We start from the raw sequence: 19431 nt of genomic DNA, 5'->3' as shown, positions 1-19431 counted from the left end.
TTATTAGTTGTATCAACACGCATTTGAGGAAAGTTAGTGAATTCAGAGCAGATTAAGGTTTATTGTTGTCAGGGCCAGGTTTTTTTTAGTCGGGGTGATTATCCAGCTAGTATTGAGGCTTATATGAAGGCTTTAGAACTGGATATTAAAAATGCCGATGTTTATATCATGTTGGCAGAATCATATATTTATAATCAGGAAATTGATGCAGCTATTTCGGCTTTAGAAAAGGCTTTAAAATTACAGCCTGATTTGGCTGGGGCTTATATGCGAGTTGGCAATGCTCTGCAAATGTGTAATTGTCTGGATTTGGCTATTTGGGCTTATACTCAAGGGTTGGAAATTGAGCCAAATTATAGCATAGCTTATAGTAATTTGGGTGGTGTTTATTATCAGCAACAGAGATGGCATGAGGCGATTAATTGTTATCAGAAATGCCTGGGAATTGATCCTGATTTGGCGATTGTTCATTGGATGCTAGGAAATGCTTTGATTAAATCAGGGGATATGGCGGGCGCTATTACCTGTTATCAGCGGGCGATTAACCTACAAGACAGACCGGATTTTTATCGCAAACTGGCGGAAGCGCTAGAGAAAAATGGTCAGATTAATGAGGCGATCGCCAATTATAAAACCGCCCTCAAACTTGATGCTAATAATAGTGATATTATCGGGAAAATTGCCGAATTAAAATCCCGGCTAGAAACTCCGGTTTCCGGGTCTATCAGTGAATCGATGAATTTTATAGAAGATGCTACCGATAGTTTTGATGAACAGGGGGTAGATTTTTCGGGTCAAGTCTTAGAAGGGGAATTACACTATCAGGAAGAAACCCAGGAATCAGAGGATTTAGTTACCCCTCCCACTGAACAGTTATTAATTCAAGCAGATGCAAAATTTTGGGCACAAAAGCCGATAAATCCCAGGGTATTATCCTTACAAAAACAAGCAGAATTATATTTATCTCAGGGCAAATTAGAGGAAACTGTTGCCACCTGTCAGCAAATCTTAAAACTCGATCCTAATTTTTTATTTGTCTATGTAGTCCTGGGTAATGCCTTACATTTTCAAGGCAAAATATCCTCAGCCATTCGCGCCTACAATCAAGCCTTAGAAATTCATCCCGATTTTGCGGAAGTTCATGCTAATCTAGCGACCATGTATCTGCAAAATGGGCAGGTAAATGAAGCGATCGCCGCTTATCAAAAGTCCATTGAGATTAAACCGGACTTGGCGGCGGTACATTGGAATTTAGGGAGAGTTTATCAACAATTAGGAAATACAGAAGCCGCCATTAATTCCTGGAAAATCGCCTTAGAATTAAAACCCGATTTAGTAGAAGCCGACTTTCACTTTGAGTTAGGCAATATTCTGGCGCGACGGGGTGAATATGAACCAGCGATCGCCAGTTATAAACGGGCAATTTCCCGGAAACCCAATTGGGCGGAACCCTATGCTAATATCGGCTGTTTACGGGTGCAGCAAGACCGCTTAAAAGAGGCTTTAGACCAGTTACAAAAAGCCATTGCTCTCAGCCCCAAAATGCCGGAACTGTATCTACACACCGCCCGCATTTTTACCAAACTCCGCCGCCACCAAGATGCCATTAATCACTATCAAAAAGTAATTGAACTCCAACCCAATTTTCCCGATGCCTATGCTAATTTAGCGAATATGCAGGCAATCCTTGGACAACTACCAGAGGCGATCGCTAACTATCAAAAAACCCTACAATTAAAACCAGAATGGGCAGAAGTTTACTGTCGTCTCGCCCATATTCAAAAACAAAAGGAACCCAAAGAAGCCGTAGCCAACCTAGAAAAAGCGCTGGAACTTAAACCAGATTTTGCCGAAGCCTATCAACAACTCTGTGATCTTCTCAGCCATTCCACCAATTTAGGAAAAGCCAGAAAAGTAGCCGATCGCTACTGGGAAAACTGCGGTAAAACTCTACCCGTCTTATGCGCGATCGCCTATATTTTTTCCTATACTCAATCAGGCGCTTGTGAACAGGCATTAGCCAAACTAGAACACTTAGAAACCATCTGCAATAACAGCATGGCAACCCTCACAGAAATCGAAATCAGGCTAATTTATGAAATCATTTTATTTACAGTTCCCCACCTCCGGGATAACTTAGAAGGAAACGCCCAATTTTATCAGATAATTTGTCAATCTTATTACCAAGAACCCATAGCCACTCCCCCGTCTATTTATGCCGAACCGCGTTCCCCTTTAAAAATCGGTTTTCTTTCCAAACATTTTCGCCGCCATTCCGTGGGTTGGTGTGCCGAAGGAGTCATCAAAGAAATGTCCGCAATTACCCCCCATATTAATTTATATATTAGTGGCATACTGCACCCCGATGAGGTAACAGCCAGATATGAACAAACCGTCGCTAAATGCTATTGGCCGAAATCCTATCCCAATGGTTTTGCCTCCGCAGAAGAATTAAGTCAAGAAATCCGAAGCGATCGCATTGATGTATTAGTTGATCTCGACTCAGTAACCATTCCTGTAAACGTGCAAGTTTTGCATAAATCCCCCGCCCCAGTTTGTGTAACTTGGTTAGGATTTGATGCCCCCTATCTCACCAGTAACCATTATCTAATTTGTGACCAACATACTCACCCACCCGGAATAGAAAAACATTATCTCGAACGCCTAGTTAGGCTACCAGATACCGCCGTAGCCATAGCCGGACTTCCCACCCGTCCCGTAGATAGAAACATGGTGAGACAACAGTTAAATATCCCCCCAAATGCCGTAGCTTATCTATGCGTTGCGCCGGGGCGAAAAACCAATGGGGAGATGATCAAAGCCCAGGTTAATATTCTGCGATCGGTTCCCAATAGTGTATTAATTCGCAAAGGTCAAGGGGATGCCCAACTACTGCGAGAAATGTATAACCAAGCCTGCGAAGACCTAGGAGTTGACATCAATCGTTTAATCTTTTTAGGACTCACCAAAACCGAAGAAGAACACCGGGCGATTTATAAAGTTGCGGATGTCATGTTAGATTCCTACCCCTACAATGGAGGAACCCATAACCTAGAGGCATTATGGTCAGAATTACCCGTAGTCACCAGGTCAGGTAGACAGTATTTATCGCGGATGGGTTATGCTTTCCTAAAATCAGTTAACCTTGATATAGGTGTAGCTTGGAGTTGGGAAGAATACACCCAACTAGGGATTGAATTTGGTCAAAATGCCACATTAAGACAGCAAATTAGTAACCATTTAGCCAGAGTTAAACAACCAGAAACTCTCGCCCCCTTGTGGAATCCTAAACAGTTAGCCATTCAAATGTATCGAACCTTTGAACAATTAAGGCGCGTGACTAATTAGGAACATCTCGCCCAGAAACGTTATCATGGACGATAGCACAATTAACTGTTGAGTTGGACCACTAAGGTCGCTATCGTGGAACATCCCGTTTCATCTACTGTTCACTGTATTAACCCCAAATGCCCTAAACCCCATGGCCAGCCTTGGGGTAATAGGTTTTGTCAAAGTTGCGGTGCGCCATTGCAACTCAACGATCGCTATATTCCCTTAAACAGTCTAGGAAGTGGCGGCTTTTCCAGGCTGTACACCATTTGGGACTTGAAAACCCAATCCGAAAAAGTCCTGAAAGTCCTCGTGCAACCCGACCCCAAAGCCCTAGAATTATTTGAACAAGAAGCCAGAGTTTTGGCATCCCTACAGCATTCGGGAGTCCCACGGGTAGTCCCAGACGGCTATTTTTTCCTACGAAGACGCAACCGTAACCCCTTACAACTTCCCTGCTTAATCATGGAAAAAATTAACGGCCTTACTCTCGAGGAAATTCTCGCCGAATATCCCCAAGGCTGTCCTGAAGAGTTGGTCATGCTGTGGCTGCATCAGGCTTTGGATATTTTGCGGGAGTTACACAAACGGGGAATTGTACACCGAGACCTGAAACCGTCTAACCTGATGTTGCGTTTACCCCACCCGCAAACCCTCGACTACAGCCAGCTTGCGGATAGTCCCTTGGTGATGATTGACTTTGGCGGCGCGAAACAAATTGGGACTTTAGTCCATAGCGATCGAGAAACTACCCCCAGAAGCCACACCCGCCTAGTTTCTCCCGGTTATAGTCCCCCGGAGCAAATAGTTGGGGCCGCCATAACTCCGGCCACCGATTTTTATGCTTTGGGGCGAACCTGTATCCACCTGTTAACGGGTCTGTTTCCCGCCGAACTTGAAGACCCCATGACCGGAAAATTGCAATGGCAACATCGGGTGGCCGTGACTCCCGGCTTTGCCGAATTACTTGATTGTATGGTCGAAAATGATGTGAATGAGCGCCCCCAAAATGCTGATGATATTCAAACCTATCTATTCCGCATCGCCAGGATGAAAAGGCATCCCCGCCGGATGATGTCCTTTCCTCAACTGTTTCTTGATGTCATCAAAACTGCATTAATTGAAGTCGATCGCATTATCTGGGGGGGATTGAAATTGGTTGGGCGCAGCCTCCTGGCTATATCTCAGGCTATCACCGAAACCCTTTGGCAAATCGGGTTGGCTAGTTCAGGAGGAATGCTGGGGGCGGGGTTAGGGTTAATTTTAGCCTATCAATCTCCCCTCGGTCAAATATTAGGGGATTTACTCAAGCCTTCTTTACCCCTGTTGTTTAGTCATCTATCTAACAATTTGGGCGCGGAAATTATAGTGTTAAGTTTAGCCGGATTAGGCACAGGTTTAGGCTTGACCGATGGCGCAGGTTTTCAGCAACGCCGTCACTATAAATGGGCGGGCGTGATGGGTGTATTCGGATATTTAACGGGGGGGTTACTGTGGCGCATTATCAGTACCATCTCCCTAGTGCCAGGGTTTGGCAATTTGGCTATGGCGAGATGGTTTTGTATAGGAATGACTACCGTGATTTTAACCTGGGGATTGGATTGGAAAAGCCATCGCTCGGTTTATGCGATCGTTTCCGCCAGCGCCACCAGCGCTATTTTTTGGGGTTTAGCTAACTTGAATATCCTGCCCATTTATCTATTACAATTTCCCCAAGTCAGTCTGATAGCCGAGTGGGTACAGTTCAGGTATGCTATTACTTTTGTGGGTTTATTGGGCTGCACTATAGCTTTATCTTTGGCAGTAATTCACTATACAATTATCCCGATTTTACGCCTGATAGGATGGAAATAGACATCAGCAATAATCCCCCCGCTGAGAGAATTGTTTATCTGTATAGTTTATCATCAAATATAGGTAAAGTAAACCAGAATGTTGCCCCTTCCTTCGGAGTGGCGATCGCCCCGATTTTACCACCGTGGGCGTTGATAATTTGCCGACACAAATATAAACCCAAACCTAACCCTTGAATATTCCCCACAGTTCGCCCCCGTTTATATAAATCAAAAATCCCCTCTAATTCCTGTTCACTCATACCATTACCATTGTCTTGAACAGTGCATCGGACTAACTTAACCCGGGTATTTTTAGGGGAGATAACTTCTGTAATCAACTCCGCTGACAGAGTGATGATAATACCAGGAGGATTATATTTAATCGCATTAGATAACAGATTATCAAAAACCCTCCATAGCTGATTAGGGTCAGCGTTAACCGAGGGTAAATTTTCCGATATTTGATTATTAATTGCCGCCTGTTCTTTTTGTAAGATTAGCTCTAATTCCAGGGATAATCTGTTAGTAAAGTGACGCAAATTTAAGGATTGACAATTTAAATGAATCCCCTTTAATTCTATATTGCTGGTTTGCACTAGGGAATTAATCAAAGCCAATTGGCGAGTGCAACTGTTAGCCATACGCTTTAAAATTGATGGGGCTACAGGTAATTCATCATAATTTTCTGGTATTTTTTTGAGGAGATTTTGCAGCACCATTAACATTCCAGTAACCGGATTTCGTAAATCATGGGACATCGCATGAATATAAATTCGCAGGGCAGATTCTATCTTTTGGCGCTCCCTAATTTCTCGCTCTAATTGCTGATTTTGGGTGATTAATTGCTGTTTTTGTTGACTAATGGTTAATTGAGTTCTCACCCTAGCCAATACTTCCTGAACATGAAAGGGTTTAGTAATATAATCTACCCCTCCCACATCAAAAGCTAATACCTTATCCATAGTATCACTCAACGCACTCAGAAAAATAATAGGAATCTCCCGAGTTGTCGGGTCATCTTTTAAATATTTAGCTACCTGATAACCGTCTAATTCTGGCATCATAATATCCAGTAAAATTAAATCAGGTGTTTCCGCTTCTACAGCCTGTAGCGCCCGCTGACCATTGATAGCCTTACGGACTTTATAGCCCTGTTCTAGCAACATTTGGGAGAGGAGGCGGAGGTTCTCGGGAATATCATCAACAATCAAAATATCCGGTTGAAACTCGGAACTAATATCACGACTCATATTCGCAATCCCTATAATAAAACTATTACTATGACCCTAGGGCAGCATCGGATCTGCTTTCCGATCAAATCAAAGTTTTCGTAACATCATTTATTGTATCTAATCGAAAATTATTTACCAACTCCGTGAGAGTGGCCACTAATTCCGTTTCCGATTCGGGAATTTCAGTAATTAATTGGAATACCTCCGCATCATCCCCAGAAATTGCCGCCTTATGAAGCCGTTTTAGCCAATCAAAAGACATAACCATTAAAGCCTGCGGTGTCAGCGCGCGCAGTGATTGAGAAGAGACGCTAGGGGGGTTAGGTTCCATCAGATAACGGTAGCGCAGACCTAAATGAATTGCCATTTTTTCCAGTAAATCAGGATTCTGAAAAGGTTTGCGTAGGATATCATCACAGCCAGCATTGATAATATCTACCTCCTGTTCACTTAGGGCGCTGGCGGTGAGAGCAATTATTTTAACTGTATCACCAAAGGGGCGCGATCGAATTTGGCGGGTCGCCTCATAGCCATCCATAATTGGCATCCGCATATCCATCCAAATTAGTTGGGGTTTATGACTTTCCCAAGTGGCGATCGCCTCCCGACCATTTTCTGCTTCCAAAACCTCAAATCCTAAAGTTTCTATAATTCTAGCTACCAATAGTCGATTTTCTGGCACTTCATCCACTACCAAAATCCTGTAATTTTGACCATCAGATTCAATGGCAATTTTCCGGCTACACATAGGAGTAATAATCAACGGCTGGACTGTAGCTAAATCTAAGGGAATCTCAAAAATAAATTTACTCCCCACACCCATAGTGCTATCAACTGTAATATCTCCTCCCATCAACTGCACAAATTTTCGACTAATTGGCAACCCTAACCCGGTTCCTTCCTGAGAAGATTTACCCGTTTCTGTTTGCACAAAAGCATCAAATAAAGCATCGATTTCCTCCCTCGAAATTCCTGCCCCCGTATCTTCAACTATAAACTGCATCAGTACAGTATTAGAGTCTGTCTGAGCATCTTTAGGTGTCGGTAGAGTCTTAGTGTATAATGTCACTTCCCCTGCGGTCGTAAATTTAATAGCATTGGCGAGTAAATTGATTAAAACTTGTCGCAGCTTTTTCTCATCACCTAACAGATACCGAGGCAAATATAAGGGGCGATTAATATTTAATACAATATCTTTATGGGCTGCTTTTAATTTAAACATTTCTTCCAAGGTTTCCAGAAGCCTATGCAGGTCAAAAGGATGAAGTTCTAAAGTGATTTTTCCCGCTTCAATTTTGGATAAATCTAGAATATCATTAATGAGTTCTAGGAGGTGTTCCCCACTGCGATTAATAATTGCTAATTCCTGGGAACCTTCAGCAAATATGGGGTTATCAGACATCAATTGACTAAACCCCAGAATCGCATTAAGGGGGGTTCTTAATTCATGGCTCATATTGGCTAAAAATGTACTTTTGGCACGGTTCGCAGCATCGGCAGCGCGTCTGGCTTCTTCTAGGGCAATATTTTGGGTAGCTAGTTTCAGCCTTTGTTGTTTTTCTCGTTCTAATAAATTGGCTTGGGCGAGGGCTATTCCCATTTTAGCAGCTACTGATTCTAAAAGGTCGATTTCTTCATCTGTCCAGGTGCGACTGTTGCTACATTGACTTAGATAAATTGCGCCGTTGGGTTCACTATGATAGGATGTGCGGATAGCTAAAAGAGATTTGATCTCAAATTGCTGGCAAAACTCTAAGGCTCCTTGTAGGTTTTTATCTGTGTTAATATTTTCGTGAGTGATGGCGATATCCTGACTAAGAATCCTGTCAATATAGGGATAATCTTCGAGGGGATATTCCTGATTTAAAATCGGGGGATACTCGCATTTTAAATATTCGGCAACGGCTTTAATTTGGGGTGTGGGGCTAGATAAATAAGTGTAAATCGTACAGCGATCGACTCCGAAAGTTTGACCAATACGGTTGGCTGCAGTTTGAAAAATTTGCTGGGGATCTAGGCTAGATCTGAGTTCCTCGGTGATTTGTCGCAGCAGTCTTTCTCTCTCAAATTGGCGGCGGAGAGCTTCTTCCGCTCGACGGCGATCGGTGATATCATTACTGCTAGTAAGTAGACATTCTTGGCTGTTTAAATTAATGATATCTGCCGAAACTAATCCGCTTCTAATCTCGCCATTTTTAGTTCTAAATTCTAGTTCAAAGTTGCGGACTTGACGATTTTGGGCTATAATATCCAACATCTCTGACCGTTGATAAGAATATACCCATAGGTTGAGTTCGTCCAGGGTGCGATTGATAATTTCTTCCGCATTGTATCCGGTGACTAGGCAAAAACTTTCATTAACTTCTAGGTGAATACCATCATCAAGACGACTAATTGTAATGGGGTTAGGGGCTGCATGAAAGGCTGTAGAAAATTTTTGTTCTGACTCCCTAAGTGCAGCTTCAGCAGCTTTACGTTCTCGGACTGCGGCTTCGGCAATTTTAACTTTTTGCTCGAGTTGTTGAGTACGTTCGGCAACTTTTTGTTCTAATCTATAGGAGTATTCCTGAAGTTGACTATAGGAAAGTTTTAATTGTCCCCGCATTTGTTTAAAAGACCTGGCGAGGGTGCGGAGTTCTTGAGTGCAACTATTTCCAACTTTCTGATTCCAGTTACCCCTAGATAGGGCGTTAGCCGCTTTCGCTAAATCGATAATGGGGCGAGTAATCCACTCTCCGGTCATCCATCCTATGGCGATCGCTACTGCTAAAGCAATCACCGATAATCCCATGGTAAGGCGGGTATTATTTTGGATATTTTGCATAAAATCGGCTTCGGGAATCACCACCACAATCAACCATGTTAAACCTCGTTCATCCCGAAAAGGTAGCAGTTTTATATATTGAGTTTCACCATTAAATGGGATTTTTCTAAAATAAGAATTATCGATGCGATCAAATCTATCAAATTCATCTTTTAAATATTTACTGATTTCTTGAATTAAAGGGTTTGCACTAACTAAAGCAGCCTTTCTAATTATGCGATCGTCTTCCTGTGTAAACAGGGGTTCTGAGGTAGAACTTGCTACTAATAAACCCTCATGATCAATAATAAATGCCTCTCCGGTTTCTCCAATATCTAAACTCTTCAAAACTTGACTAATATAAGACAGACTGATGACAATACTCATGACTCCATCAGCTTCCGTGGAATCAGGGGAAGAATAAATAATTTGACTAGCACTAATTTGCAGAATTGGGGGGGGTTCAAACCGGGTATAAATTGGGCTCCAAACAGGTTGATCAGTGCCGATCGCCACCAGATACCAGGGTCGCTCATGGGGATTATAATCGGGATCAATATAATCTGGTGGTTGCCTATTAATTGCCTCTAAGCTATTGTAGCGATATAAATCAAAGTTGGTAGATGCCCCAGCAATTCCTACTTGTAATTGACCATCTTGAGTGCGGGCAGTTGAGCGATATTCTCCCTGCTTATTACCAATAGAAATAATATCAATTGATTCAAAAAACTTGGCTTTTCTCCAGAAATACAATTCCCATCCTGATAAATCTTCAATATCTAATAATCCCAAAGCTACGGTATCTTGAATATCCTGACCTACTATAAAAGGAATTTCTAAGTAGTGAGTTATATTTTCTTCAATGCGAGTTACAATTTCGACAATCAACCGATGGGCTAAATCATCAACGGCTTTCTGTCCGTTTTTGAAAGACAGATATCCCACGACACCAACAGTGGCAAAAATTTGGACGACAAAAGGGATAACTAACAGTCCCCGCAGCGATATTTTAGAGGATATCCCGGTAATTAAGCGACGACGGATAGACCACATTTTGGGGATACGCATCATAGCTAGGTGAGTGATTATATGATATAATAGGGGAAGTTGAGAGCTAATTTTAGTCCCAACTTCCCTATCTATAAACTATCAGGTTTTAGCCTAAACTGCATTCAAGCCTAACATTCCTTTGAGGGTAAAGTAGGTAAATAAGAAGACACTTATCAGTAAACCTAACAGGGCGATCGCTGTCACGGGACGGTTTAAAAGAGGTTTGAGACGTTCAAACAGGAAATAAAAAATCCCCAGAGTAAAGGTGATCAGGTAGCGGGGATAGCGGGATACATTCTGAAAAAAGTCTTGCATAGGTTAATCTAATTAAATGGCTAGGGAGTGACATCAGTATACCATTATAATTAATTAACTGGGCAACTGTTGCTAGTTGCCCCTAGGGATGTCGTCAAAAATTGGGTTAATTTAGGCGATCGCCTGATTCGAGATCAAACCAGTGCATCTGTTGTCGAGATAGGCTTAATTTTACCTGTTCACTTTCCCAAAGTAGGTCAGCCGGAATCACCGCCCGCAGAGTTTGTTCAGAGCCGTTAATGCGGACACTCAAAAGTTTTTCTTTCCCCAAGTCTTCAATTAAATAGACCTGTCCTTCAACTAGATCGGCATCGGCTTCTTCTCCTAAAGATACATCCTCTGGACGAATCCCAAAAACCACAGCTTTTGGGGAAGTTTGTAAATAAGGTAAAGTTAAACCAAACTCTCCTAAAATTGCCTGATTTTCGTGACAGTCTAAGGTTAATAAATTCATTTGAGGACTCCCCACAAATCCGGCTACAAACCGATTAGCCGGCTGCATATAAATCTCAGTAGGAGAGGCTAACTGCTGCAAATACCCATCATAAAGTACCGCAATTTTACTAGAAAGAGTCATGGCTTCCGTTTGGTCATGGGTGACATAAACCACAGGTTTTTGTTGAGATTCAAATAACTGTTTGAGGTCGGCGCGGACTTGTTCCCGCAACAGCGCATCCAAATTACTCAGAGGTTCATCTAACAGGAAAACATCAGGGTTACGGACTAGCGATCGGGCTAAAGCCACCCGCTGACGCTGACCCCCCGAAAGTTGTCCGGGTTTACGCTCTAATAGATGTTGAATTCCCAAACGGTTCGATACATCATTAACCCGTTTTTCAATTTCTATGCTATCAACTTTCCGCAATTTCAAAGAGGTTGAAATGTTTTCATAAACCGTCATGTGAGGATATAACGCATAACTCTGAAATACCATCGCCATATTGCGTTTACCAGGGGGAATATTGGTTAAATCTTCTCCCCCTAAAATTACCTGACCCTGGGTGGGTTCATCTAACCCAGCAATCATCCTTAATAGGGTTGATTTCCCACAACCAGAGGGACCCAGAAGAGTGAGAAACTCCCCATCATTAACATTAACACTTACATCTTTAACGGGGATGACATTATGAGCGAATTGTTTACGCAGGTTTTTGAGTTCTAATTTAGCCATGATTTCGATAATTACAGAACAGTGATTGAGGTGATTTTAGCCTTTGACAGCGCCGGCTGTGATTCCTTGAACAATACGACGTTGGAACATTAACACTAAAATAACCAGGGGAATAGTTCCAGTTACGGTAGCAGCAGCAATAGGACCATAGGGGATTTCAAAAATAGATGCACCTCCAATTTGTGCAACGGCTACCGGAATGGTATACATTTCTTCGCGGCTGATAAAGGTGAGAGCAAAAATAAACTCATTCCAGGCGAAAATAAAGGTGAGAATTCCGGTGGTTACTAAAGCAGGTATGGTCATGGGTAGAACTATCTGTAACAGCATCCCAACGGTTCCATATCCGTCAATTTTGGCGGAGTCTTCTAGGTCTTTTGGTAGTTGTTGGAAAAAACTTCTCAAGACCAAAATTGTCAGGGGTAAATTAATGGCAGTGTAGGGGATAATTAGGGCGATGTAGTTGTTACCTAATCCCATAAATTTGACAATTTCCAGCAACCCTAAAAATAGGAGAACATAGGGAAACAAACTGATAATTAGGACAAAGCCGAGGATCACATTTTCTCCGGGTATTTTTAATCTAGTTAGGGTGTAGGCGGCGGGGGCCCCAACTCCTAAACATAGAAAGGTTGAAATGAGCGAAACTAAAGCACTATTAAACACATAGCGCAGAAAGTGCCAGCCTAAACTTTGATAGTGTTGAAAGGTGAGTTGATCCAGACTGGGAAAATAAACATTGGGAATGGTGGAAATAGATTCATTGGTTTTTAAAGAAGTTAGCAACTGCCATAACACGGGCGCTAGACAAAATATGATGGTGAGAATCACACCTATCCACAGAAAAATCCGACCCCAGTTGATTTGGCTTTTGCTATCAGTTTCTGAGGATTGATTAGCAACGGTCATTGATTATTTACCTCCCATAACATTTAAGCGAGTTCTTGATAGGAAAAAGGCAGCGATCGCCACAGCTAAAATCAGCAGTAAAAAGGTGACTACAACCAAGGCAGCACCATAGCCAAAATCCAGATATCGGCGCACCGTAGCATAGATATAAATAGACACGGTTTCTGTAGCCCCACCGGGTCCCCCGCCAGTCATGACTTGCACCAAGTCAAAAATACCAAATGCTTGGGCAAACCGAAACAGTAAAGCAATGATAATTTGAGGCATAACTAAGGGGATGGTAATTTGCCAAAAACTCTGCCACTGGTTAGCGCCATCAATAGCATGGGCTTCGTATAAATCACTAGAAATCGACTGCAAACCAGCTAGGAGAATAATGGCAATAAAAGGGGTGGTTTTCCACACATCAGCGATAATCATAGCTAACATGGCGCGGGTAGGATCGCCTAGCCAAGTAATGGGGCTATCAATGAATCCTAAGCGGGTCAGAATATCATTAACTACCCCATACTGATCATTAAAAATCCACGCCCAAGCTAACCCCATCACGGCTGTAGGTAACGCCCAAGGAATTAGGGAAGATGTGCGGACAAAACCTCGCCCAAAAAAGGCTTGATTTAGCACTAATGCGATGCCCATACCAATCACCAATTCTAAGAAAATAGAGATGATGGTAAAAACGCTAGTATTCCACATGGTTTGCCAAAATCGACCATCTCCAATTAGGCGCTGATAGTTGGATAATCCCGCAAAAATTGGTTGTAATTGAGTGCCTAAATTATTGGTAAATAAACTCAACCAAAATGCCCTACCTATCGGATAAATAAACACAAAGCCAAGAATTATCAAAGCTGGTGCTATTAAGATCCATCCGGTGAGTTTCTCTTGGCGTTCCATCTGATTGTTAATTCTTTCATTCATGATTAATTAGTTATCGATTCAACAAGGCGCGGGTTTCATTGGAGGCAGCTTGCATGGCTTGTTCTGGGGTTCTGCTTCCGGTTAGGGCGGCGCTGAGATACCGTTGCAAAATATCAGAAGCCTGGGCATATTGAGCGATCGGAGGCCTTAAAACTGGGTTCTGCACTACTTCCAATAAGTTGGGAAGATAGGGAAACTTCTCGACTAATGGCGGGTCATTAAATAGAGATATTCTGGAGGGAACATAACCAGTTTCTAAAAAATATTTGCGCTGAACTTCTGGTTTATTAAAGAAGTTGATAACCGCCCAGGCTTCGTCTTTATGGCGAGAAGTGGAGGCAATGCCAAATCCCCAACCTCCTAAACAAGCACCACTATTTTTACCGGGGGCGTGTACCATTGGTTTAATGGCAAAATTTCCGGCTATGTCTGAGTTGGAGGCGAGGGAATAAACATAAGGCCAGTTTCTTAAAAAGGCAGTATTACCACTTTCAAATAGGCGGCGGGTTTCTTCTTCGGCGTAGGTGGTAACTCCAGGGGGAGAAATGTTTTTGGTAATGGTATCTCGGAGAAATTGCACAGCGGCGATCGCTTCCGGTTTATCTAACCCGACTTCTTGGGTATCTGGGTCGATCCAAAATCCTCCAGAACCTTCTAAAATTTCGGTAAACATAGCCGATAAACCTTCATATTGTCTACCTTGCCACAAATAACCCCATTGGGCTAAATCTTCTTCTTGTAGCCTTTGGGATATCTCTATTAATTCATCGAAAGTGTCCGGAGGTTCTGCGCCAATTTTTTCTAATAAATCAGTCCGATAATACAGCATTCCTCCGTCTGTACGGAAAGGCATTCGGTAAAGTTTATCTTGATAGCGTCCCCCGTCAATATCCCCTTCTAAATACGCCTGTAACTGTCCTGGAGTCACCCGATTCGATAAATCAGATAACCACCCGGCTGCTGCAAACTTTTGTACCCAAACGATATCCATATAAGCGAGATCGTAGGGAGAATCTCCGAGTAAAAAAGCCGAGGTATATAGGTCTTCGACTAAATTGGTGTTATTGGGGCCGCTGATGACTTCTAGGCGGATATTTTCGTGGTTTTCATTAAAGTCTTTAACCAGGGGTTGCCATTGGGCTGCTTCCAAGGCTTGGACTAACACCCTCACGGTTACGGGTTGTTGGCTAAAGGCGGGAATAATAACGCACAATACCGCTAATAAACTGGCGATCGCTAATCCCAAATTTCGCCAAAATCTCGAATATTTTAGATGAAGTAAGCGGCTATTGATTTGACGATTAATTCTGTGTTTCTGTAACATTACTAAATTTTTGCAATTGACAACCGGAAACAATCCCTATATCTGGAGATAGACCTGATTTACCCTGGTATCAAATGCAGGTTAGAGTTCACTTGGGTTATGATTATACAAATTTTTGAGGATTATGGCAAGGCAACTTTAGATTACTTAATATTTAGGGGGTGGCCATCGGAAAATTTCTGTATAATCTGACACACATCAGATTGATTGATGCTATTAATCTTTAAGGTAAGATAATATCACCTAATTAAAAAATATTTTTAGCCATTAATTATCATCTGGCGATCGCTGACCCAACCACTAGAATAAAAATTAGATTGACTTATAGACACGAGGCTAGTAAAATCTTCTGAAGATTAATTAATCAGACCTTGATAATTTAGGAAAGACCAGTGTTAGACATTAAACTGATTCGGGAAAATTCACAAGAGATTCAACAACGCCTCAACCGTCGAGGAAACTATGACCTAGAAGCCATCTTAGAATTAGATGAAAAACGGCGGGAACTTGAACAGCAACGCATTCAACTAGAAACCCGCAGCAACGAGATCGGTAAACTTGTAGGAGAAAAAATCAAATCTGGAACCGACCCCAAAGGGCCAGAAATTCAAGCATTGAGGGAAGAAGGACAGCAAATCAAGTCCCAGTTAAGTGACTTAGAACCCCAAGAAAAAGACCTAGAATCGCAAATTATTAGCCTATTACTTCCTTTACCAAACCTTCCTAGTGACACCACCCCAGAGGGAAAAAGTGAAGCCGAAAATGTGGAAGTACGCCGCTGGGGAGATGAATATAAACTCCAAAATGCCGAGATTTTACCCCATTGGGAAATCGGAGAAAAGCTAGGAATTCTTAACTTTGAACGAGGGGTAAAGATTGCCCAAAGTCGTTTTGTTAGCTTAGTGGGGGCTGGCGCGGCATTAGAACGCGCATTAGTTCAATTTATGCTGGATACCCACACAGCTAATGGCTATTTAGAAGTTATACCACCCCTGCTAGTGAATAGTATATCTTTAACTGCTACAGGTCAATTACCTAAATTTGCGGAAGAAAGTTTTAAATGTGCTGATGACGATTTATGGTTAATTCCTACTTCAGAAGTTCCGGTAGTTAACCTATATCGTGATGAAATTTTAGAAAGTGAACAACTCCCCATTTATCACTGTTCATTTACTCCCTGTTTTCGGCGGGAGGCGGGAAGCTATGGAAAGGATACCAGAGGTCTAATTAGACTGCATCAGTTTAATAAAGTGGAATTGGTGAAATTAGTACACCCAGAGACTTCGGAGTTAGAACATGAAAAATTAGTGGCGGATGCTGAAGGTATTTTACAGGCTTTAAAATTACCCTATCGTGTGATAGAATTGTGTACGGGAGATTTGGGATTTGCAGCAGCTAAATGTTATGATTTAGAAGTATGGCTACCTTCAGCAGGAACTTACCGAGAAATTTCGAGTTGTTCTAATGTTAAAGATTTTCAAGCCAGACGTGCCAATATTCGGTTCCGGGAAGCCAAAGGCGACCCCAAGAAAAAGAAAAAGAAAACGGAGTTTGTTCATGCTTTAAATGGTTCGGGATTGGCGGTTGGACGAACTATGGCTGCCGTTTTAGAAAACTATCAGCAGCCGGATGGAAGCGTTAAGGTTCCGGAGGTTTTACAGCCTTATTTGGGGCGAGAGGTTTTGTAAAATTTGGCTGGTATGTTAACTTAAAAAAAAGAGTGGGGTTTTGCTTAGGCTTAACCCCAAGATAAAAATTAACTTGTTTCTGAATATCAGCTATTGGTAAAATTTGGTTAGTGAATTGTAAAGATCACCATGAATTTTAAAACACGAATTAGCGAATTTACAGGTTCAATTAATTCTTTAACCATAATCTCAACCATAGACATTCTTCAGCGAGACATAATAATGATACCAGTAAAAATTAGGGAAAGTCCGATCCACTGATTCAAATCAAATCTTTCACCAAATAGTAAATTTCCGGCGATCGCAATTAAAGTAAAGCTAATTCCGGCAAAAATTGGATAAGCAGTCGAAACCGGAAGCTGATCTAATGCTTTCGCAAATAAAATCACATTAACTCCATAGACCATAATGCCACCGATAAACCAGGGAGAAAGCAACAGAGTTAACAAACTTGGATCGGTAGCTACCAGTCGCGATTTTTTTAACAGCAGACTACCGACACAGTTATTAATTGCTGCCAAAATCAAAAATCCCCAACCACTTAAATAAAAATTCATAGGATACCATTTAACCTAATTTATTCTAGCCATTTAGTGTTAATGACTCTGCCGCCAGAGTAATAACCTACTTCCCCAGGTTGAATCCTGTCTTTTATTTGAATGCGAAAAGATTGCATAGTCTGAAAATCCACATCAGAAATTATAAAGTTTTGGGTTTCTAATCTTTGGTCAAAGGGAATATGCACATTCATAAAATAAGTACCGGGTGATAATAGTTTAACCCAGTATTCTCGATCGCCAATGCGGTTAATATTTAAAGCATTCGAGGGATTAATCAAATTGTTAAATGTGGCATTGTTGAGTAATTCAATTTCTGACTCTGCAAAAAGTTGGCCAGCAGCATATAAGCCATTGCGATAAATATAGACTCCATTTAAGTTGTCTGGTATATTAATTAAAAACATTCTGCGTCCTTGGATTTCCTGATCAATGCTTTCAATTACTTGTTTAGCTATGTTCCCGGCTAAATTCCAGTTTTGATTAAAGCTATACAAATAATAAGATAAAATGATTGATATAATCATGAATTGAATAGCTAAAAGTACACGAAATCTAGCCAGAGAAACACCAATAACTAATACCAATAAAATCACCAAAAATGCCGATGGTAAATATAGGAGTCTTTCCCCTTCTGTATTGGACAAGGAAATGCGAATATTAATCACAGGTAATAAAGAAGTGCCAAATAATCCTAACAAAAGAATTGCTAATTTTGCAATTAATATATAAACCCCTTGTCGGCACAAACAGACGACCACAAAAGTACAAATAATGGTCATGAATATGGCAAAAAATATCACCCAGTTTTCTTCTGGAATATTAGGAAGTGGGGGAATGATAATTCTGAGGCTAGAAGCCAAACCTCGCTGGATAATGTCAAGATTAAAGTTGGTGTGAACCCCGCTTCCGTAGCCTCCTAAAAATTGTCTAATTCCCAAGTATCTTAGCCCCAAATAAATTGGCAAAACCGAGGCATACATTAGCGGCAAATATAGTATTTTTAATAAATTAATATAATTGTTTTTATTCAGGTAATTATATAATTCATATAACAATACTAATCCTGGGTAAATAATGACTGATTCTTTGGATAGTAAACCCAGAAAAAATAGGATATATGATATAAAAAATAATCGGTTATTGTCGGTTTCTTTATATTTAAGATAACCACAAAATGCCGCCAAGCCAAAGCAAGTAGCGACGAGATCGGATCTGGCTGATATCCAGGTAACAGCTTCAACATGACTATGAAGAATAATGAAAATAAAGCCGGAGACTAGGGAGAAAATATTAATTAATTTTCCGGCTAGATCTGCACCCCTAAACAACAGCCGAGACATTGCATAAACCAGAAAAGCATTTAAGCCATGGAAAAATAAGTTGGTGAGGTGATAACCAAGGGGGTTCAGTTCCCACAGTTGATAATCAGCAAATAGAGTTAGGGAAATTAGGGGACGAAAAAACACATCTGGTGGGGTTGTCCAGACACCAAATACACCTCTGGTTTTGATTTGATAAATCCAGTTAAAATCATCCGATAAGAAAAAAGAGTTGATGATGTTTCCATAGGCGATCGCTGTTAAAATCCAGCCAGAAATTAAAGTGATTGCGTGCCATTTTAACCAGGAATCCGTCTGGTTTTGGGATTTTATCATTTTGTTTAAAACCAATTAGAACTTTATTTTAACATCAAATTCATGGTCAGTATACCCATAAAAATTGACGGCAAATTACCCCGATAGCCAGCTATTAAGATATTAATAGTTCCAGCCAATTCTACTGACTAAAATTAATAGAAAATCGCTGTCCTTCGATAGTTCCAGCCACAAAAATAGAACTAATCTCATTGTGGGAATTATAGCGAATATTGGCAGTTCCGATAACTCCGGGAATTGTCGCCCCAGTAATTGTCATCTCCAAACCAGAAGCCGTTTCGCGGGCTATATTACCCGTTAACTTGACCGGATTTTCCCGACTATCCCAAAAGGTTAGTTCAGCATTACCACTGCTATCAACATTAATAGAGGCGGCGGTAATAGATTCTTGAAAGCGACTATTAACGGAATAAATCCCACTACCAGTTTGACTAAGTTGCAATTCTCGGCGGGTAGTTTGGGCGCGCGCCATAGGTGTTGGCATCACGGTTAAAGACCCAGGGGATACCCCTACCAAAATTCCTAGCATAATTAGCCAAAATCGGTGAATATTCATGGTTATTTTTTTCTGCAAAACTTACCCAACAAGCGATCGCCATTAGGGACAGAACCCCTAATCATCAGATCCATTTATTGAC

At 41.4% G+C, this 19431-nt stretch carries 13 protein-coding genes; 3 read left to right on the top strand and 10 right to left on the bottom strand.

All coding sequences use genetic code 11. The features are described 5' to 3' along the window. Positions 1-36 precede the first annotated feature (36 nt). Entirely contained in the window at positions 37-3348 is a 3312-nt protein-coding gene (locus P5683_RS00950; protein WP_006621612.1) for a tetratricopeptide repeat protein, read from the top strand. Between the two features lie 75 nt (positions 3349-3423). Further along, the gene (locus P5683_RS00945) at positions 3424-5184 is read left to right on the top strand and encodes a serine/threonine-protein kinase (RefSeq protein WP_006621613.1); all 1761 of its coding nucleotides are present in this window, start codon (positions 3424-3426) and stop codon (positions 5182-5184) included. A 34-nt stretch (positions 5185-5218) separates the two neighbouring features. Here P5683_RS00945 and P5683_RS00940 read toward each other — a convergent pair whose 3' ends face one another. The 7 genes from P5683_RS00940 to P5683_RS00910 form a co-directional block, all read right to left on the bottom strand. Continuing rightward, positions 5219-6415 carry a hybrid sensor histidine kinase/response regulator gene (locus P5683_RS00940; protein WP_006621614.1) on the bottom strand — a complete coding sequence of 399 codons (1197 nt, stop codon included), beginning with the start codon at positions 6413-6415 and terminating at the stop codon, positions 5219-5221. A 64-nt stretch (positions 6416-6479) separates the two neighbouring features. Next, entirely contained in the window at positions 6480-10271 is a 3792-nt protein-coding gene (locus tag P5683_RS00935; RefSeq protein ID WP_315638821.1) for an ATP-binding protein, read from the bottom strand. Between the two features lie 90 nt (positions 10272-10361). Continuing rightward, entirely contained in the window at positions 10362-10565 is a 204-nt protein-coding gene (locus tag P5683_RS00930; protein ID WP_006621616.1) for a DUF751 family protein, read from the bottom strand. A gap of 106 nt (positions 10566-10671) precedes the next feature. Next, positions 10672-11736: an ABC transporter ATP-binding protein gene (locus tag P5683_RS00925; protein ID WP_315638823.1), complete on the bottom strand. Its 1065-nt coding sequence runs from the start codon at positions 11734-11736 to the stop codon at positions 10672-10674. Between the two features lie 36 nt (positions 11737-11772). Continuing rightward, positions 11773-12645, bottom strand: coding sequence for a carbohydrate ABC transporter permease (locus tag P5683_RS00920; protein ID WP_006621618.1), 873 nt, complete (start codon positions 12643-12645; stop codon positions 11773-11775). 3 nt (positions 12646-12648) lie between these two features. Next, a complete protein-coding gene (locus tag P5683_RS00915; RefSeq protein ID WP_006621619.1) occupies positions 12649-13566 on the bottom strand; it encodes a carbohydrate ABC transporter permease in 918 nt (305 codons plus the stop codon). Positions 13567-13576: 10 nt separating this feature from the next. Further along, positions 13577-14890, bottom strand: a complete 1314-nt coding sequence (locus P5683_RS00910; RefSeq protein ID WP_006621620.1) for an ABC transporter substrate-binding protein — start codon at positions 14888-14890, stop codon at positions 13577-13579. 392 nt (positions 14891-15282) lie between these two features. On the opposite strand from P5683_RS00910, the gene serS reads away from it, so the two are divergent. Beyond that, complete coding sequence (serS, locus tag P5683_RS00905) at positions 15283-16578, top strand: serine--tRNA ligase (RefSeq protein ID WP_006621621.1); 1296 nt, start codon at positions 15283-15285, stop codon at positions 16576-16578. Positions 16579-16784: 206 nt separating this feature from the next. Here the strand turns inward: serS and P5683_RS00900 are convergent, their stop codons facing one another. The 3 genes from P5683_RS00900 to P5683_RS00890 form a co-directional block, all read right to left on the bottom strand. Further along, positions 16785-17135: a multidrug efflux SMR transporter gene (locus tag P5683_RS00900; RefSeq protein WP_006621622.1), complete on the bottom strand. Its 351-nt coding sequence runs from the start codon at positions 17133-17135 to the stop codon at positions 16785-16787. 20 nt (positions 17136-17155) lie between these two features. Beyond that, positions 17156-18736 (bottom strand): hypothetical protein, encoded by a 1581-nt coding sequence (locus P5683_RS00895; protein ID WP_369076477.1) that lies wholly within the window; start codon positions 18734-18736, stop codon positions 17156-17158. A gap of 178 nt (positions 18737-18914) precedes the next feature. Then, positions 18915-19349 carry a hypothetical protein gene (locus P5683_RS00890; protein ID WP_006621624.1) on the bottom strand — a complete coding sequence of 145 codons (435 nt, stop codon included), beginning with the start codon at positions 19347-19349 and terminating at the stop codon, positions 18915-18917. Positions 19350-19431 lie beyond the last annotated feature (82 nt).

The organism is Limnospira sp. PMC 1279.21 (assembly GCF_032349615.1).
In the GTDB taxonomy this organism is placed as follows: Bacteria; Cyanobacteriota; Cyanobacteriia; order Cyanobacteriales; family Microcoleaceae; genus Limnospira; species Limnospira fusiformis.
The sequence above is the reverse complement of the archived record's forward strand: the minus strand, read 5'-3'. Positions and strand labels throughout refer to the sequence as shown.